The 25,857-nt window shown below is 73.7% G+C and carries 20 protein-coding genes and 1 pseudogene; 12 read left to right on the top strand and 9 right to left on the bottom strand.

Translation table 11 applies throughout. The annotated features are described in order from the left end of the window. The first annotated feature begins 38 nt into the window (after window positions 1–38). The gene (locus B5P21_RS03050; RefSeq protein ID WP_094170752.1) at window positions 39–4,859 is read left to right on the top strand and encodes an ATP-dependent helicase; all 4,821 of its coding nucleotides are present in this window, start codon (window positions 39–41) and stop codon (window positions 4,857–4,859) included. 27 nt (window positions 4,860–4,886) lie between these two features. Continuing rightward, window positions 4,887–5,690, top strand: coding sequence for a DNA-formamidopyrimidine glycosylase family protein (locus tag B5P21_RS03045; protein WP_094170751.1), 804 nt, complete (start codon window positions 4,887–4,889; stop codon window positions 5,688–5,690). A gap of 10 nt (window positions 5,691–5,700) precedes the next feature. Here B5P21_RS03045 and B5P21_RS03040 read toward each other — a convergent pair whose 3' ends face one another. Then, window positions 5,701–7,233 (bottom strand): amino acid permease, encoded by a 1,533-nt coding sequence (locus tag B5P21_RS03040; protein ID WP_045529674.1) that lies wholly within the window; start codon window positions 7,231–7,233, stop codon window positions 5,701–5,703. 254 nt (window positions 7,234–7,487) lie between these two features. Between B5P21_RS03040 and B5P21_RS03035 the strand changes: the two genes are divergently transcribed. Further along, entirely contained in the window at window positions 7,488–8,477 is a 990-nt protein-coding gene (locus B5P21_RS03035; RefSeq protein ID WP_045529676.1) for a sigma-70 family RNA polymerase sigma factor, read from the top strand. A 29-nt stretch (window positions 8,478–8,506) separates the two neighbouring features. Here the strand turns inward: B5P21_RS03035 and B5P21_RS03030 are convergent, their stop codons facing one another. Beyond that, window positions 8,507–9,085 (bottom strand): ANTAR domain-containing protein, encoded by a 579-nt coding sequence (locus B5P21_RS03030; protein ID WP_045529678.1) that lies wholly within the window; start codon window positions 9,083–9,085, stop codon window positions 8,507–8,509. 221 nt (window positions 9,086–9,306) lie between these two features. On the opposite strand from B5P21_RS03030, the gene B5P21_RS03025 reads away from it, so the two are divergent. From B5P21_RS03025 to B5P21_RS17510, 5 genes and pseudogenes are all read left to right on the top strand, one after another. Further along, a complete protein-coding gene (locus B5P21_RS03025; RefSeq protein WP_094170750.1) occupies window positions 9,307–9,489 on the top strand; it encodes a PspC domain-containing protein in 183 nt (60 codons plus the stop codon). Between the two features lie 133 nt (window positions 9,490–9,622). Continuing rightward, window positions 9,623–11,500: an amidase gene (locus tag B5P21_RS03020; RefSeq protein WP_045529682.1), complete on the top strand. Its 1,878-nt coding sequence runs from the start codon at window positions 9,623–9,625 to the stop codon at window positions 11,498–11,500. Window positions 11,501–11,581: 81 nt separating this feature from the next. Further along, the gene (locus tag B5P21_RS17520) at window positions 11,582–11,992 is read left to right on the top strand and encodes a catalase (protein ID WP_172457241.1); all 411 of its coding nucleotides are present in this window, start codon (window positions 11,582–11,584) and stop codon (window positions 11,990–11,992) included. Beyond that, window positions 11,902–12,315, top strand: a pseudogene (locus B5P21_RS17515) (catalase); the annotation flags it as partial. The gene B5P21_RS17520 and the pseudogene B5P21_RS17515, both read left to right, overlap by 91 nt. Before the next feature lie 190 nt (window positions 12,316–12,505). After that, window positions 12,506–12,820 (top strand): catalase-related domain-containing protein, encoded by a 315-nt coding sequence (locus B5P21_RS17510; RefSeq protein WP_172457242.1) that lies wholly within the window; start codon window positions 12,506–12,508, stop codon window positions 12,818–12,820. Between the two features lie 87 nt (window positions 12,821–12,907). Here B5P21_RS17510 and B5P21_RS03010 read toward each other — a convergent pair whose 3' ends face one another. The 3 genes from B5P21_RS03010 to B5P21_RS02995 all read right to left on the bottom strand — a co-directional run bounded on the left by B5P21_RS03010 (window position 12,908) and on the right by B5P21_RS02995 (window position 17,319). Continuing rightward, window positions 12,908–13,333 (bottom strand): hypothetical protein, encoded by a 426-nt coding sequence (locus B5P21_RS03010; protein WP_236688715.1) that lies wholly within the window; start codon window positions 13,331–13,333, stop codon window positions 12,908–12,910. 31 nt (window positions 13,334–13,364) lie between these two features. After that, window positions 13,365–14,702, bottom strand: a complete 1,338-nt coding sequence (locus B5P21_RS03005; protein WP_094170749.1) for an acid phosphatase — start codon at window positions 14,700–14,702, stop codon at window positions 13,365–13,367. Window positions 14,703–15,936: 1,234 nt separating this feature from the next. Continuing rightward, entirely contained in the window at window positions 15,937–17,319 is a 1,383-nt protein-coding gene (locus B5P21_RS02995) for a serine hydrolase domain-containing protein (RefSeq protein WP_094170748.1), read from the bottom strand. Window positions 17,320–17,701: 382 nt separating this feature from the next. Here B5P21_RS02995 and B5P21_RS02990 point away from each other — a divergent pair, with 382 nt between their 5' ends. Beyond that, window positions 17,702–18,097, top strand: coding sequence for a hypothetical protein (locus tag B5P21_RS02990; RefSeq protein ID WP_246865238.1), 396 nt, complete (start codon window positions 17,702–17,704; stop codon window positions 18,095–18,097). A 70-nt stretch (window positions 18,098–18,167) separates the two neighbouring features. On the opposite strand, the gene B5P21_RS02985 is transcribed toward B5P21_RS02990, so the two are convergent. Then, entirely contained in the window at window positions 18,168–18,776 is a 609-nt protein-coding gene (locus tag B5P21_RS02985) for a nitroreductase family protein (RefSeq protein ID WP_045529692.1), read from the bottom strand. Window positions 18,777–19,071: 295 nt separating this feature from the next. Between B5P21_RS02985 and B5P21_RS02980 the strand changes: the two genes are divergently transcribed. Further along, entirely contained in the window at window positions 19,072–19,782 is a 711-nt protein-coding gene (locus tag B5P21_RS02980; protein ID WP_094170746.1) for a hypothetical protein, read from the top strand. Between the two features lie 4 nt (window positions 19,783–19,786). Here B5P21_RS02980 and B5P21_RS02975 read toward each other — a convergent pair whose 3' ends face one another. Next, on the bottom strand, window positions 19,787–20,941 hold the full coding sequence (locus B5P21_RS02975; protein WP_236688718.1) for a Gfo/Idh/MocA family protein: 1,155 nt from the start codon (window positions 20,939–20,941) through the stop codon (window positions 19,787–19,789). After that, window positions 20,938–21,669: a ThuA domain-containing protein gene (locus B5P21_RS02970; RefSeq protein ID WP_094170745.1), complete on the bottom strand. Its 732-nt coding sequence runs from the start codon at window positions 21,667–21,669 to the stop codon at window positions 20,938–20,940. The genes B5P21_RS02975 and B5P21_RS02970 overlap by 4 nt, the downstream gene beginning before the upstream one ends. Before the next feature lie 179 nt (window positions 21,670–21,848). Between B5P21_RS02970 and B5P21_RS02965 the strand changes: the two genes are divergently transcribed. Beyond that, complete coding sequence (locus tag B5P21_RS02965; RefSeq protein ID WP_045529696.1) at window positions 21,849–22,685, top strand: sugar phosphate isomerase/epimerase family protein; 837 nt, start codon at window positions 21,849–21,851, stop codon at window positions 22,683–22,685. Here B5P21_RS02965 and B5P21_RS02960 read toward each other — a convergent pair. Beyond that, window positions 22,577–24,592 carry an ABC transporter ATP-binding protein gene (locus B5P21_RS02960; protein ID WP_246865237.1) on the bottom strand — a complete coding sequence of 672 codons (2,016 nt, stop codon included), beginning with the start codon at window positions 24,590–24,592 and terminating at the stop codon, window positions 22,577–22,579. The genes B5P21_RS02965 and B5P21_RS02960 overlap by 109 nt on opposite strands. 401 nt (window positions 24,593–24,993) lie before the next feature. Between B5P21_RS02960 and B5P21_RS02955 the strand changes: the two genes are divergently transcribed. After that, window positions 24,994–25,827 (top strand): ferritin-like domain-containing protein, encoded by an 834-nt coding sequence (locus tag B5P21_RS02955; RefSeq protein ID WP_246865236.1) that lies wholly within the window; start codon window positions 24,994–24,996, stop codon window positions 25,825–25,827. Window positions 25,828–25,857: the final 30 nt, after the last annotated feature.

Here is a 25,857-nt window from a genome sequence, read left to right as displayed (position 1 = left end):
CCCGGCCGATCGTCGGGGGTCCGGAGGAGGATGAGCAGATGGATCCCGTCCTCGCGCGCTTCTCCCCGGCCACCCGGGAGTGGTTCCAGGGCGCGTTCCCCGGCCCCACCGCGGCGCAGACCGGCGCGTGGGAGGCCGTGCAGAGGGGGTCGCACGCGCTCGTCGTGGCGCCCACCGGATCCGGCAAGACGCTCGCGGCGTTCTTGTGGTCGATCGACCGGCTCGCCTCGCGGCCCGCGCCGGAGGATCCGATGCGGCGCACGCGCGTCCTCTACGTCTCGCCGCTCAAGGCGCTCGCGGTCGACGTGGAGCGCAACCTCCGGTCGCCGCTCGTGGGCATCGTGCAGACGGCGAAGCGGCTGGGGGCCGAGCCGCCCGAGGTCACGGTGGGCGTGCGCTCCGGCGACACCCCGGCGGCCGACCGGCGCTCGCTCGCGAAGACGCCGCCGGACATCCTCATCACCACGCCCGAGTCGCTGTTCCTCATGCTCACGTCCGCCGCGCGCGAGACGCTCGCGGGGGTCGAGACGATCATCGTCGACGAGGTGCACGCGGTCGCGGCAACCAAGCGCGGCAGCCACCTCGCGCTCTCGCTCGAGCGGCTCGACGCGCTGCTCGAGAAGCCGGCCCAGCGCATCGGGCTGTCCGCCACCGTGCGACCTCCCGAGGAGGTGGCGCGGTTCCTCGGCGGGCGCTCGCCCGTCTCGATCGTGTCGCCGAAGAACACCAAGGAGTTCGACCTGCGGGTCATCGTGCCGGTCGACGACATGACCGAGCTCGGCACCACGGCGCCGCTCGAGGGGTCGGCGGCGCAGGGCGACGCTCCGCAGCAGGGATCCATCTGGCCGCACGTGGAGGAGGGCATCGTCGACCTCGTGCTCCAGCACACGTCGTCCATCGTCTTCACGAACAGCAGGCGGCTGGCGGAGCGGCTCACGGCGCGGCTCAACGAGATCTACACGGGACGCATCGAGGGCGGGCGGATCGACGCCGAGGGGCGGGCGATCGCGGGCGGGTCGGCGACGGCCGGCGCGGAGGCCGACGCCGTTCCCGTGCTCGCGGGCGCCGCGGCCGGATCCGGGTCGTCGCGGCCCGTCGACGCCACCGCCTTCTCCGCCACGCGCCGCGCGCCCGCCCGACCGCCCGCGGAGGTCATGGCGCAGGCCGGGAGCACCGAGGGGGCGGATCCCGTGCTCGCCAAGGCGCACCACGGATCCGTCTCGAAGGAGCAGCGCGCCCTCATCGAGGACGACCTGAAGTCAGGGCGCCTGCGCTGCGTGGTCGCCACCTCGAGCCTCGAGCTCGGCATCGACATGGGCGACGTCGACCTCGTCGTGCAGGTCGAGGCGCCGCCGTCGGTCGCGAGCGGGCTGCAGCGCGTCGGCCGCGCCGGGCACCAGGTGGGCGAGGTCTCGCGCGGCGTCATCTTCCCCAAGCACCGGGCCGACCTCATCCACTCGGCCGTCGCCGCCGAGCGCATGGCGAGCGGGCAGATCGAGTCGCTGCGCGTGCCCGCGAACCCGCTCGACGTGCTCGCGCAGCAGACCGTCGCGGCCGTGGCGCTCGAGCCGCTCGGCGTCGAGGAATGGTTCGACATCGTGCGGCGGAGCGCGCCGTTCGCGACCCTGCCGCGCTCCGCGTACGAGGCCACGCTCGACCTCCTGAGCGGCCGGTACCCGTCCGACGAGTTCACCGAGCTGCGGCCCCGCATCGTGTGGGATCGCGACGAGGGCACCATCGAGGGGCGTCCGGGCGCGCAGCGGCTCGCGGTCACCTCCGGCGGCACCATCCCCGACCGCGGCCTGTTCGGCGTGTTCATGGTCGGCGAGAAGGCGTCGCGCGTGGGCGAGCTCGACGAGGAGATGGTCTACGAGTCGCGCGTCGGCGACGTGTTCGCGCTGGGGGCCACGAGCTGGCGGATCCAGGAGATCACGCACGACCGCGTGCTCGTGACGCCCGCGTTCGGCGAGCCGGGGAAGCTGCCGTTCTGGAAGGGCGACGGGCTCGGCCGGCCGCTCGAGCTGGGGCGCGCCATCGGGGCGTTCGTGCGGGAGCTGTCCGGATCCGCCGCGGACGACGCCCGCGCGAGGGCCGGCCGCGTGGGCCTCGACGACCGCGCCGTGAACAACCTCCTCGCGTTCCTCGACGACCAGAGGAAGGCCACCGGCCACGTGCCGAACGACCGCACCCTCGTGGTCGAGCGGTTCCGCGACGAGCTCGGCGACTGGCGCGTGGTGCTGCACTCCCCGTACGGGATGCAGGTGCACGCGCCGTGGGCGCTCGCGGTCGGGGCGCGGGTCACCGAGCTGTACGGCATCGACGGCGCGACCATGGCCAACGACGACGGCATCGTGGTGCGCATCCCCGAGACGGACGGCGAGCCGCCGGGGGCCGACCTCTTCGTGTTCGAGCCCGACGAGCTCGACGCGATCGTCACGCGCGAGGTGGGCGGTTCCGCCCTGTTCGCGTCGCGGTTCCGCGAGTGCGCCGCCCGCGCGCTCCTGCTGCCGCGCTACAACCCCGGCCGCCGCTCGCCGCTGTGGCAGCAGCGCCAGCGCGCGTCGCAGCTGCTCGACGTGGCGCGGAAGTTCCCCGCCTTCCCGATCGTGCTCGAGACGGTGCGCGAGGTGCTGCAGGACGTCTACGACCTGCCCGCGCTCACGTCGCTCGCGAAGGACATCGAGGCGCGGCGGATCACGATCGTCGAGACCACCACGGAAGACGCGTCGCCCTTCGCGCGCAGCCTCCTGTTCAGCTACGTCGGCGCGTTCATGTACGAGGGCGACAGCCCGCTCGCCGAGCGCCGGGCCGCCGCGCTCTCGCTCGACGCGGGCCTGTTGTCCGAGCTGCTGGGGCGGGCGGAGCTGCGCGAGCTGCTGGATCCGGCCGTCATCGCGCGCACGGAGCTGGAGCTGCAGCGGCTCACGCCCGACCGCCGCGCGAAGGGGCTGGAGGGCGTGGCGGATCTGCTGCGGATCCTCGGCCCGCTCGACGCCGACGAGGTCGCGGCGCGGCTCGAGCCCGAGGAGGCGGGCTCCGCCGCCGACCACCTCGACGCGCTCGTCGCGGGCAAGCGCGCGCTCCGCGTCTCGTTCGGCGGCAGGCCGCGCGTGGCCGCCATCGAGGACGCGAGCCGGCTGCGCGACGCCCTCGGGGTGCCGCTGCCCATCGGCACGCCGCTCGCGTTCGTCGAGCCGGTCGCCGATCCGCTGGGCGACCTCGTCGGCCGGTACGCCCGCACGCATGGGCCGTTCACCATCGCGGACGCGGCCTCGGGCATCGGCCTCGGATCCGCGGTCATCGCCGACACGCTCGCCCGGCTCGGCGCCCAGCGGCGCGTCGTCGAGGGCGAGTTCCGGCCGGGCGCGTCCGGCAGCGAGTGGTGCGACGTCGAGGTGCTGCGGCGCCTGCGCAGCCGCTCGCTCGCGGCGCTCCGCAGCGAGGTCGAGCCGGTCGAGCGGGCCGCGTTCGCGCGCTTCCTGCCGGCGTGGCAGCACGTGGCCGGCGCGGATCGCGAGCGCGGGCTCCGCGGGGTCGACGGCGTGCTGCAGGTCATCGAGCAGCTCGCGGGCGCGCCCGTGCCCGCCTCCGCGTGGGAGACGCTCGTGCTGCCGGCGCGCGTGCGCGACTACACGCCGGCCTTCCTCGACGAGCTCACGTCGACGGGCGAGGTCATCTGGTCGGGCGCCGGCACGCTCGCGGGCGCCGACGGCTGGGTCAGCCTGCACCTCGCCGACCAGGTCGCGCTCACGCTGCCCGAGCCCGACGCGCACGACACCGACGAGCTGCAGCGCGAGATCCTCACCACGCTCGGCACGGGCGGCGGCTACTTCTTCCGGCAGCTGAGCGACGCCGTCGGATCCACGGACGACAAGGCGCTCGTCACCGCGCTGTGGGACCTCGTGTGGGCGGGCCTCGTCACGAACGACACGCTCTCGCCGCTGCGGGCGCTGCTCGCCGGCGGATCCACCGCGCACAAGACGCCGCAGCGGGCGCCGCGCGGGCGCATGTACCGGGGCGGGCGGATGCCGCGGCCCGACATGCCCACGCGCACCGGGCCCTCGACGGCGGCCGGGCGCTGGTCGATCGTGCCGCTCGCCGAGACCGACGCCACCGTGCGCGCCGCGGGCACGGCCGAGCTGCTGCTGGAGCGGTACGGCGTGGTCACGCGCGGATCCGTCATGACCGAGCGCGTGCCCGGCGGGTTCGCGCTCACGTACAAGGTGCTCGCGGGCTTCGAGGACACCGGACGCGCGCGCCGCGGGTACTTCATCGAGACGCTGGGCGCCGCGCAGTTCTCCACGGGCGGCACGGTGGATCGGCTGCGCGGGTTCACGCGGGATCCGGACGCGGGCGAGCGGCCGCTGAACGCGCTGACGCTCGCGGCCACGGATCCGGCGAACGCGTACGGCGCGGCGCTGCCCTGGCCGCGGCTCGACGGGTCGTCGCCCGACGGGGACGGCGGCGCGGGCACGGGCGCCGGCACGGAGGCGGCCGGCGACGCGGGATCCGCCGACGCGTCGCCCACCGTCGCGGAGTCCGGCAGCGTCGACGCGCGCGGCGAGCGCCCCACCGGGCACCGCGCGGGCCGCAAGGCGGGCGCGCTCGTGGTGCTGGTCGACGGCGAGCTCGTGCTCTACGTGGAGCGCGGCGGCAAGACCGTGCTGCTCTTCGACGACGACGAGGCGGTGATCCGCGCGGCGGCCGAGTCGCTCGGCGGGATCGTGCGGCGCGGCGGGGTCGCGAAGCTCGCGATCGAGAAGGTGAACGGCGGGTTCATCCTGGGCACCCCGCTCGGCACGGCGCTCCAGGAGCACGGCTTCTCGGCGACGCCGCGCGGGCTGCGGATGCGGTCGTGAGCGCGCGCTCGATGACGGGATCCGCGCGTGCCTGAGGGCGACACCGTGTACCGCACCGCCGCGCACCTGCACGAGGCGATCGGCGGGCAGGTGCTCACGCGCAGCGACTTCCGCGTGCCCAAGTTCGCGACGCTCGACCTCGCGGGCCAGGAGGTGGACGAGGTGGTGAGCGTCGGGAAGCACATCCTGCACCGGGTCGGCGACCTCACGATCCACAGCCACCTCAAGATGGAGGGCTCCTGGCACATCTACCAGCACGGCACCGCGTGGCGGCGGCCGTCGTTCGAGGCGCGCGTCGTGCTCGAGACGGCGGAGCGCATCACGGTGGGGTTCTCGCTGGGGGTGCTCGAGGTGATCCCGCGCGACCAGGAGCACACGGTCGTCGGGCACCTGGGGCCGGACATCCTCGGGCCGGACTGGGGCGACGCGGCAGCCGAGGAGATCGTGCGCCGCATCTCCGCGCTGCCGGAACGGGCCATCGGGCTGGCGCTGCTCGACCAGCGGAACGCCGCCGGCATCGGCAACGTCTACCGGGCCGAGCTCTGCTTCCTGCGCGGCGTGCTCCCCACGCGGCCGGTGCGCGAGGTGCCGGACCTGCCCGCGATGGTCGCGCTCGCGCGCCGCACCATGCGCGCCAACCGCGACCGCATCGAGCGCACCACCACGGGCGACCTCCGCCGCGGCCGCACCGACTGGGTCTACGGACGCAAGGGCAAGCCGTGCCTGCGGTGCGGCACGCGGATCCAGCAGGGCCAGCTCGGCGACCCGGTGCGTCCCGGCATGGGCGCGCAGGACCGGGTCACCTACTGGTGCCCGCGCTGCCAGACCTGACGCGCGAGGATCAGTCCCGCGGCGTCGACGCCGACGGCAGCTCGGGCGCCGGCTCCCCGCCCGCCGCGATCCGCGCCTCCTCCTTGCCGACCAGCGAGTGGCGGCGTCCGTAGAGGAAGTAGACGGCGAAGCCGAGCGCGAGCCAGACGAGGAAGCGCACCCACGTGAGCGTCGTGAGGTTGAGCATCAGCCACACGCACAGCACGGCCGAGAGGATCGGCAGCCACGGCATGAGCGGCACGCGGAACGACGCGCGGATGTCGGGGCGCTTCTTGCGCAGCACGATCACGCCGATGCTCACGAGCACGAACGCGGAGAGCGTGCCGATGTTGATCATCTCCTCGAGCACGCCCACGTCGGTGAACCCGGCGAGGGCCGCGACGACCACGCCCGCGATGATCTGCACCCGCACGGGCGTGCGGCGCTTCGCCGAGGTGCGGCTGAGGCCGCGCGGCAGCAGGCCGTCCCGGCTCATGGCGAAGACGACGCGGGCGAGGCCGAGCAGCAGCACCATGAGCACGGTGGTGAGGCCGAGCAGCGTGCCGATGGAGATGACCTGCGCCGCCCATCCGGCGCCGACCGCGGTGAACGCGGTCGTGAGCGACGGCTCCTTCGCATCCGCGAGCACCGTGTACGGCACCATTCCGGTGAGCACGAGGGTCACGAGCACGTAGAGCACCGTGACGACCGCGAGGCCCGCGAAGATGCCGCGCGGCAGGGTGCGCTGCGGGTCCTTCACCTCCTCGGCGCTCGTGGCGACGACGTCGAAGCCGATGAACGCGAAGAACACGAGCGAGGCGCCCGCGAGCAGGCCGTAGAGGCCGTACTGCGTGGGCTCCTGGCCGCTCGCCCAGGAGAAGAGGGACTGGGTCCAGACGTCGGCGGATCCGCCCTCGGTCGGCCGCTGCGGCGGGATGAACGGCGAGTAGTTCTCAGGCCTGACGTAGAAGGCGCCCACGACGATCACGAACAGGACGACCGCGACCTTGAGGACGGTGAAGACGCTCGAGACGCGGCTGGAGAGCTTGGTGCCGAGCACCAGCAGCACCGTGAAGATCGCGGTGATGAGCACGGCGCCCCAGCTGATGCCGAGGCCGGCGACCGTGATGGTGGAAGGGATGTCGAGCCCGGCGAGCTTCAGCGCGGACTCCAGGTAGATGCCCCAGTACTTCGCGATGACCGCGGCCGCCGTGAGCATCTCGAGGATGAGGTCCCAGCCGATGATCCACGCGAGCAGCTCGCCCATGGTCGCGTAGGTGAACGTGTACGCGCTGCCCGCGACGGGCACCGCGGACGCGAACTCGGCGTAGCACATGATCGCGAGGCCGCACGTGACGGCGGCGAGCACGAACGCGAGCGTCACCGACGGGCCCGCGTAGTTCCCGGCGGCCTTCGCGCCGACGGAGAAGATGCCGGCGCCGACCGCGACGGCGACGCCCATGAGCATGAGGTCCCACGTGCCGAGGGAGCGGGTGAGGCTGCGCTCGCCTCCCGCGGCGTCGGCAAGCGACGACTCGATGCTCTTCGTGCGGAACAGGCTCATGGGGCGTCCGTTCGGTGGTGGCGGCTCGGGGAACGGGGATCGAGCCTACCGGCGGGCGGGCCGCGCCCCCGTCGTGGGGCGCTGCTCCGTGCTGGTGCGGATCCGCGGACGGTCGACACGCCCGGCCCGCGGAGAAGCGGGAGAAGCGCCGAGGAGAAGTGATCGGAGGACCTAGGCAGGTATGAGAAGCAGTGCTTCTCTGGAGGAGCGGTCAAGCAGCGTGCCGCATCCGACACGAGTCCGGAAGGTCCTGAGTGACCGGAACGCTGCGCACGCGCGCCCTCGCCGCCGCCCCGCCCGCCTCGCGCGGATCCTCCCCCCGCGGATCCGCGTCGGCCCTCCCGCGGACGACCCCGCTCCCCCGCCCGACGCCGCTCGCGCACGACCTCACGGCGGCGCGCGACGAGAAGCGCCGCGTGACCCACGACCGGTTCGTGCGCGCCGCCGCCGCGGCCGAGGATGCCGCCGGCGACGCCGAGCGCCGCCGCCTGCACGACCAGATCGTGCTCGACCACCTCGAGCTCGCCGACCAGCTCGCCCGCCAGCACTCGGGCCGCGCCCACGACTGGAGCGACCTGCGCCAGGTCGGCTACCTCGGCCTCGTGAAGGCCGCGCGCCGCTACGACCCGGGGTTCGGCGCGCCCTTCGTGTCGTTCGCGATCCCCACCATCTCCGGCGAGATCAAGCGCCACCTGCGCGACAACGGGTGGGTGATCCGCCCGCCGCGGCAGGTCCAGGAGCTGCGGCACGCGCTGCTCGCGGTCGTGCCCGCGCTCACGCAGCGCCTCGGCCGCACGCCCACCGACGCCGAGCTCGCCGCGCACACCGGGCACGCGCGCGAGGAGGTCGCCGAGGCGCTCGCGGCGCACTCCAGCCTCCGGCCCGCGTCCCTCGACTTCACGGTGCACGAGGACGAGGGCACCTCGCTCGCGGACACGATCGGCACCGACGACCCCGGCTACGCGCGCGCCGAGCGCACCGTGCTGCTGGACGCGGCGCGCGGGGTGCTCAGCGATCGCGACCGGCGGATCCTGCACCTGCGCTTCGTCGACGAGTGCAGCCAGTCGGAGATCGCGGCCGAGCTCGGCGTGACGCAGATGCAGGTCTCGCGGCTGCTGGCGCGCATCCTCGGGGCCCTGCGCGCCGAGCTGACGCGCGGAGAGGCCGAGGCCCTGCCGGAGGTGGCGCCGCTGGCCGCCGTGTCGCCGATCCGCGTGCGCGAGGACGGCCGCCGCACGGCATGAGGCCGGGGCCTTCGCGTCACCGGATCTGCTCAGGCGCCGGGCAGCGCGCCCGTCTGCACGACACGGCGCGCGACCTCGACCAGCTTCACGTTGCCGTCCTGCGAGTAGCGGCGGAGCACCTGGAACGCGCGGTCGGCGTCGAGCGAGAAGCGCTCCATCAGGATCCCCTGGGCCTGCCCGATGACGGACCGCGACGCGAGGCCGAGGGCGAGGTCCTCCGCGGCGTCCCACGCGGCGAGCGCGATGCGGGCGTGCACGGCGACCTCCTCGGCCACGGCGCGATCGGCCGCGTCGAGCGTGCCGGTCGCGCGGTGCAGCGCGACGGCGCCGCCGGAACCCGGGCTCGCGTCGGCGCCGTCCTCCATCGCGACGAGCAGGACCCCCGATCCGTCGGGTGCCGGGCCCGCCGCGAGGAGCGCGCCGAGCACGGTGCCGGACTCCCCCGCGGTCGCGATCTCGGACGCGCGCGGCAGGACCACGGCCGCGCCCGTCGCGGACGACGCGTCGAGGAGCGCGGCGAGCAGCAGCTCGACGCCGGCGGCGCGGCTCGGGGCGGCGTGGAAGGCGGCGACGACGCGCACGGGCAGGGCCGAACGGTGCTGCTCCATCCCGTCCTCCCCACTTGGTCGGGTCGTCGGCGGCTCCTCGGGCACGGGATGCCCGGGCCCGCCGCGTCGCGGGGAGACGCCGAGCCCGGCTCGACCGTTCGAGTATCGCACCATCGGTTTGCACGCAAAGCGTCAGGGGCGAGAACTCACGGGGAGCCGTTCGCGCGCCGGTCGGGACGGCCACCCGGCGGCACCGGATCCGCGCCTGCCATGCTCGGTGCATGGCCACCCTCATGCGTCCCCGTCGCGGGAAGATCATCGCCGGCGTCTGCGCCGCCCTCGCGAACCGATTCGGCATCAGCGCGTTCCTCGTGCGGCTGATCTTCGTCATCTCCATCGTGCTGCCCGGTCCGCAGGTGCTGCTCTACCTGATCCTGTGGATCGTGTTCCCCAAGCAGCGCTGATCCGGCCGGTGGGCACCCCGCCCGCGCGCCGACCGACCGGCGGCGACCCCGGATCGTCCCGGGCCCGAAACGCCGCCGCAACACCCGTTTCACAGACTGGGGAGACCCCTCTCCCCCGGCTGGACGGATCCGCATGCCCGCTCGTCGACGCCCCCGCACGCGGATCCGCGGCACGGCCGCCCCGGGCGCCCGCCGCCTCGCGACCGGGGCGCTCGCGGGGGCGCTCACGCTGGGCGGCGTCGGCCTCGGCGCCGCAGACCCCGCATCTGCCAGCGCGCCGGACGCCTCGGTGACCGCCCCTCCCGTCGTCGGCCTGACGCTCGCGGACGCCGCCGCGCTCCTCGCGTCGGGCGGCACCACGTCGGTCGAGCTGACCCGCGCCTACCTCGCGCGCATCGCGGAGTACGACGATCCGCGCGGCGACCGGAAGGGCCTCAAGGCCGTCATCACGACGAACGAGCGGGCGCTCGAGACGGCCGCCGAGCTCGACGCGGAGCGCGCCGATGGCACCGTCCGCGGTCCGCTGCACGGCGTGCCCGTGGTGGTGAAGGACAACCTCGCGACCGCCGACATGCCCACCACGGCAGGCAGCGCCGTGCTCCGCGACTACCGCACGGCCGACGACGCGACCGTCGTGGCCCGGCTCCGGGCGGCCGGGGCGATCATCCTCGCGAAGACGAACATGTCGGAGTTCGCGTGGCACGGCACGTACACGCTGGGCTCCGCGCGCGGGCGCACCGCGAACCCGTACGACCTGTCGTGGAGCGCGAGCGGATCCAGCGGCGGGACGGGCGCGGCGTCCTACGCGCCGGCGGGCCTCGGCACCGACTCGTGCGGATCCGTCCTCGGGCCGGCCGCACACCAGAGCCTCGTGGGCTTCCGGCCGACGATGGGCCTCACGAGCACGGCCGGCGTCATGCCGCTCTCGCCGCGGCAGGACGTCGTGGGCCCCCTCACCACCACGGTCGCCGACGCCGCGCTCCTCATGGAGGTGCTCGCGGGGCCGGACCCCGCGGATCCGCTCACCGCGATCGCCGCCCCGCAGCCCACCGACGCCTACGTCGCGGGCCTCCGGACGGACGCGCTGGCGGGCAAGCGGATCGGCGTGGTGCGCTGGGCGTTCGAGGAGGATCCCGAGAAGCCGGGCCTCGCCGAGACGACCGCGCCGATCGAGCAGGCCGTGCGCGACCTCGAGGCTCAGGGCGCCGAGGTGGTGGACGTGCCGCTCACGCGCGAGTTCGTGGAGGGGACGCTGCAGAGCGGCGGCTGGATGGACATGCGCCCGTCCATCGACCGCTTCCTGCGCGAGACGCCCGCGACCTGGCCGGCGCGCGTCGCGGCCCATTCGGATCCGGCCGACGTCCTGTCGTTCGCCGACGTGATGGCCGACCGGCCGAGCGCGCTCACCGACGGAGACATCGCCCACTTCCTCGGCCAGCGCGACGTCCCGAACCCCGACTACGAGACAGCGATCGCGGAGCAGGACGCGGGCAAGGCCGCGATGGACGCGTTCTTCGTCGAGCACGGCGTCAACGCGCTCGCCATGCCGACGAGCGCGACCAGCGCCACGGCGACCTGGGCGGGCACCACCTTCTGCGACATCGGCGCCAACACGGGCATCCCCACGATCTCCGTGCCCGCCGGCTTCACGTCGGCGGGCGCTCCCGTCGGCCTCGAGCTCGCCGCACCCCGCAGCCGCGACGGCGACCTGCTGGCGATGGCCTACGCGTACGAGCAGGCGACCGGGCACCGGGTCGCGCCGGGGACGACGCCGGAGCTGGTGGCGGATGTGGATCCCGCACCGGCGGCAGCGGAGGCCCCCGCGACCGACGACCCCGCCTCCCCCGATCCCGCTCCCGAGGCGCTCGGCGCCGTCCGCACGGCCGGCATCGGGGTCAACTCCCTCGCGGAGAACCTCGCCATCGCCGCGACCCTCGCACTCGTCGGCGGGATCGTGGTCGCCGCCGGCCTCGTGCGACGCCGGCGCGGATCCATCGCACGACCCGGCTGATCCTCCGAGTCGTCGCCGTGCCCCTGGGCGTGTCGCGCACCCCTCGGCAGGGTGAGAGGGACGACGACGAAAGGAACGACCATGACCGACGTCTCCTCCCAGGGCCCCGAGCAGGGCGACGACCGCGAGGTCCTCACGAACCGCCAGGGCCACCCCGTCCACGACAACCAGAACACCCGCACCGTGGGCGACCGCGGCCCCGCGACGCTGGAGAACTACCAGTTCCTCGAGAAGATCAGCCACTTCGACCGCGAGCGGATCCCGGAGCGCGTCGTGCACGCGCGCGGCGCCGTCGCGTTCGGCTACTTCGAGGCCACCGGCACACGTGGGGCGACGAGCCCGTCTCCCGCTACACGCGAGCGAGGCTCTTCCAGGAGGCCGGCAAGCGCACCGACGTCGCGATCCGCTTCTCCACCGGCCACGCCTCGAAGGACCTCTTCGACGCCATCGAGCGCGGCGACTTCCCCGAGTGGGAGCTGCGCGTGCAGCTGATGGACGATCACGACCACCCGGAGCTCGACTTCGACCCGCTCGACGACACCAAGCTCTGGCCCGAGAACGACTTCCCGCCGAAGACCGTCGGCAAGATGGTGCTCGACCGGAACGTGACGAACCACTTCGCCGAGAACGAGCAGCTCTCCTTCGGCACCGGCGTGCTCGTGGACGGCCTCGACTTCTCCGACGACAAGATGCTCGTGGGCCGCACGTTCTCCTACTCGGACGCGCAGCGGTACCGCGTTGGTCCGAACTACCTGCAGCTGCCGGTGAACGCGCCGCAGCACGCGAAGGTGGCGACGAACCAGCGCGACGGGCAGATGACGTTCCACCAGGATCACGGCGGCCAGAACCCGCACGTGAACTACGAGCCCTCCATCGACGGCGGCCTCCGCGAGGGGCGGTACGCGACGATTGACGAGCAGGGGCCGGAGATCACGGGACGCCTCACGCGGAAGCGGATCCCCCGCACCGACGACTACACGCAGGCCGGCCAGCGGTACCTATCTGATGGAGCAGTGGGAGCGCGACGACCTGGTGGCCAACTTCGTGGAGCTCATCGGGCAGGGCTCGCGCGGCGTGCAGGAGCGCATGGTCTGGCACCTGTACCTGGTGGAGGACGAGCTGGGCCAGCGCGTGGGCGACGGCCTCGGGATCACGCTCGACGAGGTCAAGGACCTGCCGCCGCTGCAGTCGCAGACGCTGTCGGAGGACGAGCTGGCCCGCCTCGCGAACCTGGGGCACAACGGTCCGCGCGACGTCACGGGCCTGGTGCTGACGCACTGCGTGCCGGACGCGCGGCGGAACCTGGTCGACGCGGAGTAGCGCGCGGCGCCGCGGATCTCGCGGGACGACGAGAGGGGCGGGTGGCCATCGGCCACCCGCCCCTCACCCGTGCGGAACCGGCTCCGGTCAGCGCTTCCCGTGCTTCACCAGCGACACCGTGCCGTCGGCGGTCACGACCACCTGCGCGGCCATCGCGGCCGGGAGGTCGATGCGCTGCCAGCTGCCCTCGGTGCCCTCGTCGAGCGGCTCGCCCGAGTCGATCGCGGTGAGCGCGAGCACCTGGCGGCGCTGCTCGGGCGTGAGGTCGGGGTGGCTGGTGATGAGGAGCGACTCGGCGCCGGTGGGCACCGTCATCGGCTGGCCCTTGTCGCCGACGCGCGGGAAGTCGTAGCTCATGCGCTGCTCGTAGACCTTGAGCGCCTGCTTCGTGGACAGGTACGGCTTGTCCTTCGCGATGCAGACGGCGAGCGTCGCGGAAGCTGGTCGACGCGGCGTAGGAGCGCCCCCGCGGATCACGCGGGATGATGACGAGAGGCGAATGGCATCGGCCACCCGCCCCTCCGCGCGTCCGGATCCGGTCGGGTCAGCCCCGCGCGCGGCGGCGCCGACGCACGAGCACCAGTCCCCCGCCGGCGACCAGCAGGCCGATGGCCGCGGTGACGGCGCCGGGGGCGAGGTCCGATCCGGTGCGGGCGAGCGTCGCGGCGTGCGCGGTGCCGCGGGTCGCGGGGTGCGCCGCGGCGGCGGATCCACGTGTCGTCGCGCCGGGATCCGCGGGGGTGGACGAGGCGGCCGGGCCGGGCGAGGGATCCACGGTCGCGGCGCCCGCGAGGGACACCGTGCCGTCGGCCGCGACGGTGATCTTCGCGGTCATCGCGGCCGCGAGGTCGATGCGCTCCCAGCTCCCGGCCGTGCCGAGGTCGAGCGGCTCGCCCGAGTCGATCGCGGTGAGGGCCAGCACCTGGCGGCGCTGCGCGTCGGTGAGGTCGGGGTGGCTGGTGCGGAGGAGCGACTCGGCGCCGTCCGGCACGGTCATCGGCTGCCCGGCCTGGCCCACGAGCGGGAAGCCGTAGGTGAGCCGCTGGCGGTAGACCGCGAGCGCCTGGTCGGTCGGCAGGTAGGGGGTGTCCGCGGCGATGCAGACCGCGAGCGTCGCGCCGCATCCGTCCTCGAGCACCTGCCGCAGCTCCGTCGTGGCCTGGGCGTAGAGGTCGCGGAACTCGGGGTCGGCCCAGCGGCGCTGGACGATCTTCTGGCCCATCATGTGACCGGCCATCACGTCGAGCGGGTAGTGCGCGCCCATGACGATGCGGTTGTTCCCGGCGTCGGACGCGCGGGCGAGGATCTGCGGGGCGAGCTCCGGCAGCATCGTCGCGAGCGAGACGCCCTGCCAGAACGCCTGCGACGTGTGGCCGCTCGGGTAGGAGCCGTCCTGCCCGGCCCACGCGTTGCCGCCGGGCTTGTCGCGGTATTGGAGGCGCTCGGGGAAGCGGACGTAGGGGCGCGGGTTCGCGTAGTGGTTCTTGGCCGGGCCCGTCGACCCGCCGCGGCCCACGAGGCCGTTCTCCTTGTTGAGCAGCGCCGCCGTCTTCGGCAGCTGCCCGGCGTCGCGCGCGGCCTTGTAGATCGCGCCGAGGCGGGCACCCAGGCCGTCGGACATCGACACGGACATGTCGGCGTACTGGTCGATGATCGCGCGGTCCGACTGCGCCTTCGGAGCGCTCTGGTTGATCTGCACGGTCATGTCGTCGTTGAGCTGCATGATGTCCGGCCGGCCGCTCTTCAGCGCCGGGAACGCGTCGAGCATGGGGACGAAGTCGTAGGTCGCGTCGGACGCGTAGACGTGGTCGATCGTGGCCTGGCCGAAGGGCGCGGGCGAGGTCGCCGCCTGGGCCGAGGACGCGCCCGGGCCCGCGAGCACGACCGCCAGGATCGCGGCGGCGGAGAGGAGCGCGGCGACGCGGGCGCGCGGGCGGACGGTCGTGATGGCGGTGATGATGGTGCCTTCCGTGGAGTCGTCGGCCGATCGGCCTCCCGCACCCTAGGGAGGGGCCGTGGCCGCACGGCCTCCGCCGGGTGAACCCCGCATGGACGTCCGGCGAGGCGGAGAAATCGTTCCCGGCGGCCCTTGCGTCAGCGCCCAGAACCTCGCCATCTCGGCGGCCTGGCTGTCGCGGGCGAGATCGTCATCCCCGCAGGCCGCGCGCGGCAGGCGCCGCCTGCCGCGCCTCGCCACCTGACCGGCGCCTTCGCCAAGCTCTGTCCTGCCGCTGCGGTATGGACCCGATGGGACCGGCTCGACGCCTCATGCCCGCATCACGGCGCCCCGATTCCACAGCGCGAGTCATGCCCAGGACCTGCTTGCAGACGACGACAAAAGAAGAAGCTTCACCACTCGGCACCCATTGACGCTGGAGTCATCCACACGTTGCCTTCTGTCCAGGACTCTGCTCGGATGAAGCATCCGAGCCCCCGCGAGAAGGGAAGCACCATGCACGCTCCGACGCGACGCACCTGCTCCATCGCTGCCGCGATTCTCCTGTCCATCGCTCCGATGACCACCGCTACCGCCGCGCAGGCGCATGAAGTCGCTCATCTCGATGCCCCTCCGCCCGCGGGGGGAGAAGGAGGAGGTGGTACGACGCCCTGGTACATCACGGCAATCTGCGGTCAAGAGAACTTCAAGGACAGAAATCCAAGTGACTGCCATAGCGATTACACGGTCTACGACGTCCGTGGCGATCAACCCACTGTCCTCTTGTACCTCAAGGGGCCAGGGCAAGACGCATGGGCTGCCATAGAGCGGGGGTATCAAGCCGCCCAAGACTGGTGCGCGAGTAACAGTCTCACCTGCTCAGTCGTGACTTCCGTCGGTGTCAGCCTGGCGCTCGGCTGGCTGGGTCCGACGAATGGCTAGGAACCTGAGAGCCGCCATCGCTACCGCGTTCGCCTTCCTCATCTCCACGGTCGTCTTCATGCTCCTGGGCGGTCATGTGGATGCGCTGACCCTGAGTGTGATCGCGGCCGTGTGCACCAGCGCCGCGCTGATCCGGCGATGGACGCGGAACAGGACGAGAGCGAATCAGCCGCCGACGTGATCAGCCCCCTGCGGCAGCGGGACGCGCAGGCCGCCGCTGAGACGAGCAGCCGGCGCCTCAGCCGCGCGACCGCGGCACCATCACCCGGGTCCAGGCCTCGAGCGTCATGCCGCCGCCCGCGCGGATCCGGTCGACGCTGCCGTCGGCGGCGCGCTCGGCCGTGACCTCCTCGCCGACGGATCCGAACCCGTCGCCCTCGACGATGCGCGCCGAGGAGTCGCCCGTGCGCGCCAGCACGTCGACGGAGTCGAGCGGGTGCTCCGCGGTCGGGTCGATGCGGAGGAAGCGGTCGCCGACGACCTGGAAGTCCTGCAGTCCCCACACGTTGGCGAAGCGGCCCGTGAAGGGCGCGTCGACCGCGGCCCGCTCCGCGTCGGTGGCCGCCGAGTCGGCGAGCAGGAGCTCGAGGATGCCCGTGCTGAGCGCGGCCGCCGGGCCGTCGATCGCGTTGGTGAGGACGGTGACCGCCCAGCCGCTCGCCGGATCCACCGCCGTGCGCGTGATGTGGCCCGGGTACCCGCCCGAGTGGCTGACGACCGTGGCCTCGTGCGCCCCGGATCCGACGCGCTCGATGATGAGGCCGTAGCCGTAGCGGCGGGTGCCGGCCGGGTCCGCGCTGGTCGTGTAGCGCGGCCGCTGCTGGATGCGCTTGGACGCGGCCGAGATGAGCCGCTCGTCGTCCGGCAGCACGAGCGCGGAGAAGAAGGCGACGAGCTCGGACGCGGTGCTCGTGACGCCCGTGGCGGCGGCCATCGCGCGCGTGTCGACATGCGGGATCACGGTGCGCTCGCGCGAGGTGCGGAGCGAGGTCGCGGCAGCCGCGTACTCGTCAGCGCGCGCGGGGACGTACTCGGCAGTGGTGTCGCGGAGGCCCAGCGGCGCGGCGATCCGCTCGGCGAGATAGTCGGCGAAGGAGAGGCCGGACGCCGACTCGACGACGAGGCCGAGCAGCGAGTAGCCGACGTTCGAGTAGTTGAACGCGGTGTCGGGCGCGACCTTGGCGACGCCGGGCGCGGTCGCGATCGCGAGGAGGTGCGCGCGGTCGGGGAACGGACCCGAGTGCTGCCAGAAGTCGCCGTCGGGGCCGTCGCGGAGCACTCCCGCGCCGTGCTCGAGGAGGGCGGCGATGGTGACGCCGGCGAGCTCGGATCCCGCCTCCGCCAGCTCGGGCACGTGCTGGCCCAGCGTGTCGTCAAGGCGGAGGGCGCCCTGCTCGACGAGCTGGAGGACGGCGGTGGCCGTGAACGTCTTCGAGTGCGACGCCACCCGGAACAGGTGCGCGGGGGTGAGCGGCGCGTCGGTGATGGGATCCGCGACGCCGAACGCCTCCGACAGCACGACCTCCCCGTGCCGGGCGATGGCGACCTGGGCGCCGGGGACGCGGGTCTGCCAGACGCGGTGGTCGAGCCAGGTGCGGACGTAGTCGAGGATCTCGGTCATGGGGGCTCCGGCTCGTGTCGGGGACGGTGTTCGCGGGATGCGCGACAGCACGGCACAGCTCGGGCGGCGGGGGCCGACCTCCGGGTCGCGGGTCGCCCGTCGGACACTACGCGAGTCGCCGCGGCCGGCCGGGGATCCGCCCTCAGCGCGGCGGAGGCGCGGCGGAGGCGCGCGGGATGCCGGGCGGGCGACGCGGCGGCGGCCGGCATGTCCGCCGACCGAAGCATCCGGCCCGCCCGCTGTGCACCCGCTGGACCGGGAGGACGCCGCGCGCACCCGTCTCGTCCACTGGGAGACGGACCGCCGTCACCGACCAGGAGGAACGAGCCATGCGAGAGACGACCCGAGGATCCCGAGACGAGGCCGGACGATGAGTGCGCGCGTGCATGGGGCCGTGCGTCGCCGGCGTCCGCGGGCCGTCTGGGCCGCGACGCTCACCGGCGCCATCGTGAGCGCGGTCGTGGTCGTCGTGGTGCTGCTGCCCGTGCTCGGGTTCATCGGCGCGGCGGACGCGGCGACCGCCGGTCAGCTCGACGTGCCCGTGACCCTCATCGCGCTCGGCGTCGGGGTGTCGCTGGTGGTCGCGGTCGTGATGCTCGTGATCTCCACCCGCACCCGGGACGGCCGCGTCGCGTGGATCGCCGCGGTGTCGGCGGTGGTCGCGACCCTCGTCGGATCCGCGTGGCCGCTCGTCGCCACCACCATCGCGAGCGTCGACCAGGTGCAGGACGCGATCCCGTTCGTGCAGGACCTCGTCGGGCGGGTGCTGGGCGGCTGACGCGCTCTCCCCGCCACGCGCGAGCGGCCGCCGACCCGAGGGTCGGCGGCCGCTGGCGTGCGGGGTGTGACTACTCGCGGACGAGCACCAGCTCGGAGAGCGGCAGGCGCGTGCGCGGCGCGGTCTCGCGCTCGGCGAGCGGGCCCTCGAGCGCGTCGGCGGGGGCGACCGTACCGACGGCGGTGACCGTGAGCGGCTGGAGGTTCTCGGGCAGGTCGAACGCGGCGGACAGCTTGTCGAACTCGACGCCGGCCATCTGGTGCGTGTGCAGGCCCTCGGCCTGCGCCTGCACGGAGAGGTGGGCGACGGCCTGGCCGAGGTCGTACGCGGCGTAGGGGCGCTTCTCCCCCTCGACGGTCGACGTCTCGGCGATCGCGACGATCAGCGCGGACGCGTTCACGGCCCACGCGGCGTTGAAGCCGACGAGCGCGTCGACGATGGTGTCGAACGCGTGCGTGCCGCGGCGGGCGACGATGAAGCGGCGCGGCTGCTGGTTGCTGCCGGACGGCGCCCAGCGCGCGGCCTCGAGCAGCGCGTCGAGCTGCTGGTCGGAGACGGTGGCCTCCTTGTCGAAGGAGCGCGGGCTCCAGCGGGTGTCGAGCTCGCGCACGATCGGCACGGCGGTGTCGGCGGTGCGGGCGGTGGATGCGGGGGTGGTGGTGTCTTCGGTGAGGGTCATGAGAGGACCGAACCTTTCGTGAGGAGGAAGCGGGATGCGGGCACACCCTCGGGCCCTGGGGACCACAATGCGGGACGTCGCCCGGGAATTCCCGGTCCCAGCGCGGATCCCGTCGCCGCGGTAGGGCGGCACCACCCCGCAGGCGTCATCTCCATCGACAACGCCCTGGGGAGAGCCGCCCACAGCCCTCCGCGCGCGGCCTACCGTAGGCGTGCGTCCGACCCCCACAGCGCCCTCTCTGCCACTCGTTCCCTGCGTGGTGCCCATCACATCCCCTCTTGCGAAAGGATCCCTCATGCCCTCCGCCCTCTTCCGCCCGTCCTCACTCCGCGACACGCCACGTCACGGGACGTCGGGCCGACCCCGCGGCCTGCGCCGTGCGCTGCCCCTCGTCGCTGTCGCCGCCGCCGTCACCGTCGTCGCGTCGCTCGCCGTCGTTCCCCAGTCCGCGCGCGCGGCCGAGGCGTCGCTCACCGACTCCGTCGCCCGTGGCACGGTGGAGCAGGACATCCTCTCCGGCCGCGTCACCATCGACCAGCTCGTCGACGCGAACATCGCCGCCCGATCGTCTGCACAGGAGACCGCGCCCTTGAACAGGTCGGAGCTCACACGCCAGGCGACCGCCGAGGTGCAGGAACTCCGCGAGCACGGCACGGTCGACGCCCCGGCCATCAATGCACACACTGCTGCAAGTGACGGCATCACCGCCTCGAAGTTCTCGTTCAAGAAGGCGTTCCGCAAGGTCAAGCACTTCTTCTCCGGCACCACCACCGTGAACGTGCCGCTGTGGGCAGGGATAGCGGGCAGTGGTGCGACCACGACCGTCGGGTTGGCCATCTCGGCCGCCTGCGCCGCCGGCGGGGTCTTGTGGTGCGCGGTCGCCTCCGCTGCCATCTTCGTTGCCGGTGCAGCCGTCTTCGTGCTCCTCCTCGAGTGCGTGCGTAATCAGGACAGGATCTGGCACGTGACGCTGCCGCAGATCCAGCACAGCTACTGCAGCAAGTAGCGCCCTAGGCGACCGGATCCACGACTTCCTCGAATCGGCCTGATGCGGCCGAGCGGCCGGCGGCCTCCATCAGCGCGAGGCTGCCGAGGTTGTCGCGGCCGCTGGTCTCGGGCGGCGGGCCGCCGAGGATCGAGAGGGCGAATGCGCGGAGGCCCGCGGCGCGGCCGATGAGCGGCAGCGTCTCGAGGTCGAACTCGCGCTCGGCGCCGTCGGCGTCGCGGATCCCGACCCGGTCGGAGGAGACGCCCTCGCCGCGGCTCGTGAAGGTCAGCTCGCCGTCCTCGCCGGAGATGCGCCACTCGCCCGCCCACGGCGTCGCGGGTCCGCGGTGCAGCCAGCTGCCGCGGTAGTCGACGATCAGGCCGCCCTCCAGCTCGATGACCATGGAGGCGACAGCCGGGTCGCGGTAGTGGCTGAACGACGGGCGGCTGGTGCGGGCGAACACGCGGACGGCCTCGCGACCGGTGATCATGCGGATCAGGTCGAAGTGGTGGATCGCCATGTCGTTGATGATCGGCTGCGGGAACCGGTAGTGCGGGTAGTCGTCGGGCTCGTCGTTGTCCCACTGGCGGAAGTCGATCTCGATGGTCGCGACCTCGCCGAGCGCGTCGGCCGCGAGCAGCTCGCGCACGCGCCGCGGCGCCGGGTACCAGCGGTAGTTCTGGCTGACCTGTACGACGAGGCCGAGCTCCTCGCCGCGCCGGACGACGGCGGCGGCCTCGGCGGTCGAGTTCGCGAAGGGCTTCTCGACGATCACGTGCTTGCCCGCCTCGAGCGCCTCGAGCGCGAGCGGCGCGTGCGTGACGGCGGGCGCGGTGACGATGACGGCGTCCGCCTCCACCGCGGCGAGCGCGTCGGCGAGCGTGGCGAATGCGGCCTCCGCGGGGAGCCCGAGCAGCGCGCGCACCCTCTCGCGGGTGGGCTCGCTGGGATCCACGATCGCGGCGACCTCGATCTCGGCGACGGCCGGCACGGCGTTGCGCGCCCAGTCGCCGCCCCAGCCGCCGAGGCCGACGTGGATCACGCGGACCCGGGGGCCGCCGTAGGCGGGCGGGGTCGGAGCGGGCGCCGCCCCGGGGGAAGCAGGAGCGGCGGGCGCGGCCGGGGTCGCGGGCACGGCGGGCGTCGCCGCTGAACCTGCCCGATCGGCGGCGCTCATCGGGCGAGGAACCAGTCGCGCGGGTGCTCGTCGGCCGTCAGGTCGGCGCGGCCCTGGGTGGGCGCGACCCAGCGGGCGGCGTTCGCGAGCACGCGGCGGATGTCGGGGTGGTGGTACACGGGGTACTCCTGGTCGCCCGGCGAGAAGTAGAAGACCCGGCCGCGGCCGCGGTGGTACGCGACGCCCGAGCGGAAGACCTCGCCGCCGGCGAACGTGGAGAGGAACACCTCCTCGTCGGGGCGCGGGATGTCGAACTGCTCGCCGTACATCTCCTGGCGGTCGATGACGATGGGGTGCGGGATCCCGGCGGCGATCGGGTGCTGCGGCGCGATGGTCCAGACCAGCTCGCGCTCGCCGTCGTTGCGCCACTTGAGCGAGCACGTCGTGCCCATGAGGCGCGTGAAGACCTTCGAGTAGTGGCCGGAGTGCAGGACGACGAGGCCCATGCCGGCGTGGACGTGGCGGATCACGCGCGCGACGACCTCGTCGGACACCTCGCCGTGCGCGACGTGGCCCCACCAGGAGAGGACGTCGGTGGCGGCGAGACGCTCCTCGGTGAGGCCGTGCTGATCCTCCTGCAGCGTCGCCGTGGTCACGTTCGCGTCGTCGCCGAGCAGCTCGCGGAGGCCGTCGGCGACGACCGCGTGGATCCCGTCCGGGTAGTGCGACAGGACGGTCGCGTCACCCCGGCTCTCGTGCACGTTCTCGTTCCAGACGACGATGTCCATGGCGCTCCTCGTTCGGCGGTGATCGGGGCTTTGGGTGTACGCCGCGTGATCGGGACCCGAGATCGGCCGTGACGACGCGGCATGCCCGCGCCTACGATCGTACGCATGCCCCGCGCCGATGCGGGCGACCCGGGAGGCCGCATGACCGCCATCGCCATCGACCCGACCGGAGCCGTCCGATGATGCGCCGGACGGACGCCGTCGGCCCCACCGACAAGGCCGTCCACGCCTGGTCCCTCGACGGGACGCTCGGGCATCCGCGGGTCCCGGGCCCGGACGGATCCGGCGCCGTCACCCGCGCCGCCGGCGCGCTCGACCTCCTCGACCTGCCCGCCGAGCTCGCCCGCCGCGGTTACCGGGCCGTGCAGATCACCCACTTCCAGCTGCCCACGCGGGACGCCGGGTACCTCGCGGAGCTGCGGGCGTCGCTCGCGGCGTCCGGGATCACGCTGGACGCGTTCCTCGTCGACGACGCCGACCTCACGCATCCGACCGACGCCGACCTGCACGAGCGGTGGATCTCCGGCCACCTCGACGACGCCGAGACGCTCGGCGCGCACCACGCCCGCGTCGTCGCCGGTCGGAGCGCTCCGACGCCGGAGACGCTCGGGGCGAGCGCGCGGCGCCTGTCGCGTCTGGCGTCCTCGCACCCGGGCGTGGCCGTGGTGACCGAGAACTGGCGCGAGCTGCTGCCCGACGCGGACGCCGTGCTCTCGCTCCTGGCCGACACCGACGGCGTGCGCCTCCTCATCGACCTCGGCAACTGGACGATGCCCGACAAGCACGAGCAGCTCGCCCGCATCGCGCCGCACGCCGTCACCTGCCATGCGAAGGCACACCGCGACGCGGGCGGTCGCCTCGACGACGCCGACTACGCCCGCTCCCTCCGCGTGCTCCAGGACGCCGGCTACGCGGGCGCGCTCGCGATGGTCAACGAGTCGACCCGCCCCGACGGGTCCGACGAGTGGGACGGCCTCGAGCAGGAGCACGAGGTGGTGCGGAGGGTGTTCGGGTGAGGTGAGCCCGGGTCAGCCCCGCCCCCCTCCTCCGCCGCGACGTCCTTCGGCACCGCGAACTGCGTCCGGTGCAGCTCCTCGTACCGGCCGGCCGCGGCCAGCAGCTCGTCGTGCGTGCCGCGCTCGACGATCGCGCCGCCCTCGACCACGAGGATCATGTCCGCGCTGCGGATGGTGGAGAGGCGGTGCGCGATGACCAGGGCTGTCCGCCCCTCGAGCGCCTCGCTCAGCGCGGCCTGCACGGCCGCCTCCGACGTCGAGTCGAGCGCCGCCGTCGCCTCGTCGAGGATCACGACGCGGGGACGGGCGAGCAGCAGCCGCGCGATGGTCATCCGCTGGCGCTCGCCGCCGGACAGCCGGTAGCCGCGCTCCCCCACCATCGTGTCGAGCTGGTCCGGCAGGGAGCGGATGAGGGGCTCGAGCCGCGCGCGCCGGACGGCGTCCCATACCTCGTCGTCGGTCGCGTCCGGCCTGGCCAGGCGCAGGTTGGACAGGATCGTCTCGTGGAACAGGTGGCCGTCCTGGGTCACCATGCCGAGGGTGTGCCGCATGGAGGCGAAGGTGACGTCGCGCACGTCCGTCCCCGCGAGGCGCACGGCGCCGCTGTCGACGTCGTACAGGCGCGAGAGGAGCTGCGCGATCGTGGACTTGCCGGCGCCCGACGTGCCGACGAGGGCGACGGTCTGCCCCGCCTCGATCCGGAAGGACATGCCGTGCAGCACCTCCTCGCCGCCGCGGGTGTCGAGCGTGGACACCTCCTCGAGGGAGGCGAGGGACACCTTGTCCGCGGACGGGTAGGCGAAGCGGACGTCGTCGAAGTCCACCGACACCGGGCCGTCGGGCACGAGGGCGGCGTCGGGCTTCTCCCGGATGAGCGGCTCGAGGTCCAGCACCTCGAAGACGCGCTCGAAGCTCACCACCGCGCTCATGATCTCGACCCGCGCGTTCGCGAGGCTGGTCAGCGGCGCGTAGAGGCGGGTGAGGAGGAGCGCCAGGGTGACCACGTCGCCGGTGTCGAGCTGGCCGCCGAGCGCGAGGACGCCGCCGAGCCCGTACACGAGCGCCAGGGCGAGGGCGGAGACGAGCGTCAGCGCGGTGACGAAGACGAACTGGAGCATCGCCGTGCGGACCCCGATGTCGCGGACGCGGGCGGCACGGACGCGGAACTCCGCGGACTCCTCGTCGGGCCGGCCGAACAGCTTCACGAGGGTCGCGCCGGGCGCCGAGAAGCGCTCGGTCATCTGCGTGCTCATGGCGGCGTTGTGGTCGGCGGCCTCGCGGCGCAGCGCGGCGAGGCGACCGCCCATGCGGCGCGCGGGCACGAGGAACACGGGGAGCATGATCACCGCGAGCACCGTCACGAGCCAGGAGGTGCTGAGCATGACGATGAGGGTGAGGATCAGCGCCACGAGGTTCGTGACCACGCCCGACAGCGTGCCGCTGAAGGCCTGCTGCGCGCCGATCACGTCGTTGTTGAGGCGGCTCACGAGGGCGCCCGTGCGCGTGCGGGTGAAGAACGCGATCGGCATCTTCTGGACGTGGTCGAACACGGCGGTGCGGAGGTCGAGGATCACGTCCTCGCCGATGCGCGCCGAGTACCAGCGGGTCACGAGCGAGACGCCGGCGTCGGCCACGGCCACGAGGGCGATGACGACGGCGAGCCGGATGATCGTGGCGACCTCGCCCCGGGCGACGATCACGTCGACCACCTGGCCGGCGAGCACCGGGGTCGCCACCGCGAGGAACGCGCCGACGACGGACAGCGCGATGAAGAGCACCAGCTTCGCCCGGTACGGCACCGCGAACGTCAGGATCCGGCGGACGGACTCGCGGGAGATGCCGTTCCGGCCGTCCCGCGCGCTCGAGATCTTGTAGAGCGAGCTCCAGGCGACGCCTTCCATGCTCATGGTGGTTCCTCTCGTGGGCGCCCCGCTCGGTGCGGGCGGGGGTGCCGCCGGGGCTCGGGATGGTCCGCGGGGGCGGCGGGCCGGGGCGGTGTCGCGGAGTCGATCCGGGTCGCGACGTCGTCGTCGTGGCCGGACTCGCGGTCGGGGCGCGCACCGCTCATCCGGCGGAGCGCGCATCCCCATCATGAGCCACGGACGGCGGCGATCACGCCGCGCGGGCGAAGCGTCACCGGATGGGACACGCGGTGCGCAGGCCGCCAGCGCCGGGGAGCCGTCGGGCGGAGGAGGTAGTCGCGTCCGCCTCGCGGCCCACGCGGGCGCCGCGGGATACGGCGCGGTGACCCCCGAGGTCCCCCCTGCGCCCGGCGAGGTCGTCGGGCACCCGTTCCTAGCGTGAGGGAATGACCTCGATCACGCAGAGCACAGCGCACCCCGCCCCCCGCCCGCTCGCGGCGGGCGCGACCCGCATGGCGACCGCCGCCGGCTGGATCGCCCACTTCCACGCCAACGCCGACCGGCACCTGAGCCCCGAGGAGCTGATCCCGTCCGGCACGCCCTCGCCGATGGACGCTCGCACCCGCCGCGCGTTCGTCCGCTCCTTCCAGCGGTTCGCGCTCGGCGAGAGCGGCGACGGCGTGCACCTCCTGCGCATGGCGACCGACGCGGGCGATCCCGCCTACACGCACGCGCTCGCGCTTCTCGTGCAGGAGGAGCAGAAGCACGCGGCGCTCTTCCTCCGCGCGCTCGAGCACCTTGACGCGCCCGCGCTCCCCGCGCACTGGACGGACGCGGCCTTCACCCGGCTGCGGCACCTGATCGGGCTGCGGACGGAGATCAGCCTGTTCCTCATCGCGGAGACGGTCGCGACGGGCTACTTCCACGCCCTCGCCGACCACGCTCCGGATCCCGCGCTGCGCGCCCTCGGTCAGCGCATCGCCGAGGACGAGCGGAACCACGTCCGCTTCCAGATCGACCGCCTGCGCACGGGCTTCCGCGACACCCCCGCTCCCCTGCGCGCGCTCATCGGCGGCGCGTGGACGGTCGTCGCGGCGGGGGCTGCGACGGTGATCGTCGTCGACCACCGCGCGGCCCTCCGTGCCTGCGGGGTCGCGCCGCGGACGTACTGGCGGCGGGCGATGCGCGGCTTCGGCGCTGCGGCGCGCTCGGTGCTGGTGGATCCGCGGGCGCCGCTGCTGGGGCCGACGGACGCGGCCCGCGAGTCCGCCAGCGCCTGACCCCGGGCACGCCGAAGGGGCGGCCGCCTC

Source organism: Clavibacter michiganensis subsp. insidiosus, assembly GCF_002240565.1.
Taxonomy (GTDB): Bacteria; Actinomycetota; Actinomycetes; order Actinomycetales; family Microbacteriaceae; genus Clavibacter; species Clavibacter insidiosus.
This window is presented reverse-complemented; position numbering and strand designations above follow the sequence as displayed.

Excerpts from the sequence above, each read along its gene's own strand:
- B5P21_RS03050 (WP_094170752.1), top strand. The coding sequence starts at position 39 with ATGGATCCCGTCCTCGCGCGCTTCTCCCCGGCCACCCGGGAGTGGTTC.
- B5P21_RS03040 (WP_045529674.1), bottom strand. The coding sequence starts at position 7,233 with ATGAGCCTGTTCCGCACGAAGAGCATCGAGTCGTCGCTTGCCGACGCC.
- B5P21_RS03030 (WP_045529678.1), bottom strand. The coding sequence starts at position 9,085 with ATGGAGCAGCACCGTTCGGCCCTGCCCGTGCGCGTCGTCGCCGCCTTC.
- B5P21_RS03025 (WP_094170750.1), top strand. The coding sequence starts at position 9,307 with ATGGCCACCCTCATGCGTCCCCGTCGCGGGAAGATCATCGCCGGCGTC.
- B5P21_RS03020 (WP_045529682.1), top strand. The coding sequence starts at position 9,623 with ATGCCCGCTCGTCGACGCCCCCGCACGCGGATCCGCGGCACGGCCGCC.
- B5P21_RS17520 (WP_172457241.1), top strand. The coding sequence starts at position 11,582 with ATGACCGACGTCTCCTCCCAGGGCCCCGAGCAGGGCGACGACCGCGAG.
- B5P21_RS17510 (WP_172457242.1), top strand. The coding sequence starts at position 12,506 with ATGGAGCAGTGGGAGCGCGACGACCTGGTGGCCAACTTCGTGGAGCTC.
- B5P21_RS02995 (WP_094170748.1), bottom strand. The coding sequence starts at position 17,319 with ATGACCGAGATCCTCGACTACGTCCGCACCTGGCTCGACCACCGCGTC.
- B5P21_RS02985 (WP_045529692.1), bottom strand. The coding sequence starts at position 18,776 with ATGACCCTCACCGAAGACACCACCACCCCCGCATCCACCGCCCGCACC.
- B5P21_RS02980 (WP_094170746.1), top strand. The coding sequence starts at position 19,072 with ATGCCCTCCGCCCTCTTCCGCCCGTCCTCACTCCGCGACACGCCACGT.
- B5P21_RS02975 (WP_236688718.1), bottom strand. The coding sequence starts at position 20,941 with ATGAGCGCCGCCGATCGGGCAGGTTCAGCGGCGACGCCCGCCGTGCCC.
- B5P21_RS02970 (WP_094170745.1), bottom strand. The coding sequence starts at position 21,669 with ATGGACATCGTCGTCTGGAACGAGAACGTGCACGAGAGCCGGGGTGAC.
- B5P21_RS02965 (WP_045529696.1), top strand. The coding sequence starts at position 21,849 with ATGATGCGCCGGACGGACGCCGTCGGCCCCACCGACAAGGCCGTCCAC.
- B5P21_RS02960 (WP_246865237.1), bottom strand. The coding sequence starts at position 24,592 with ATGAGCATGGAAGGCGTCGCCTGGAGCTCGCTCTACAAGATCTCGAGC.
- B5P21_RS02955 (WP_246865236.1), top strand. The coding sequence starts at position 24,994 with ATGACCTCGATCACGCAGAGCACAGCGCACCCCGCCCCCCGCCCGCTC.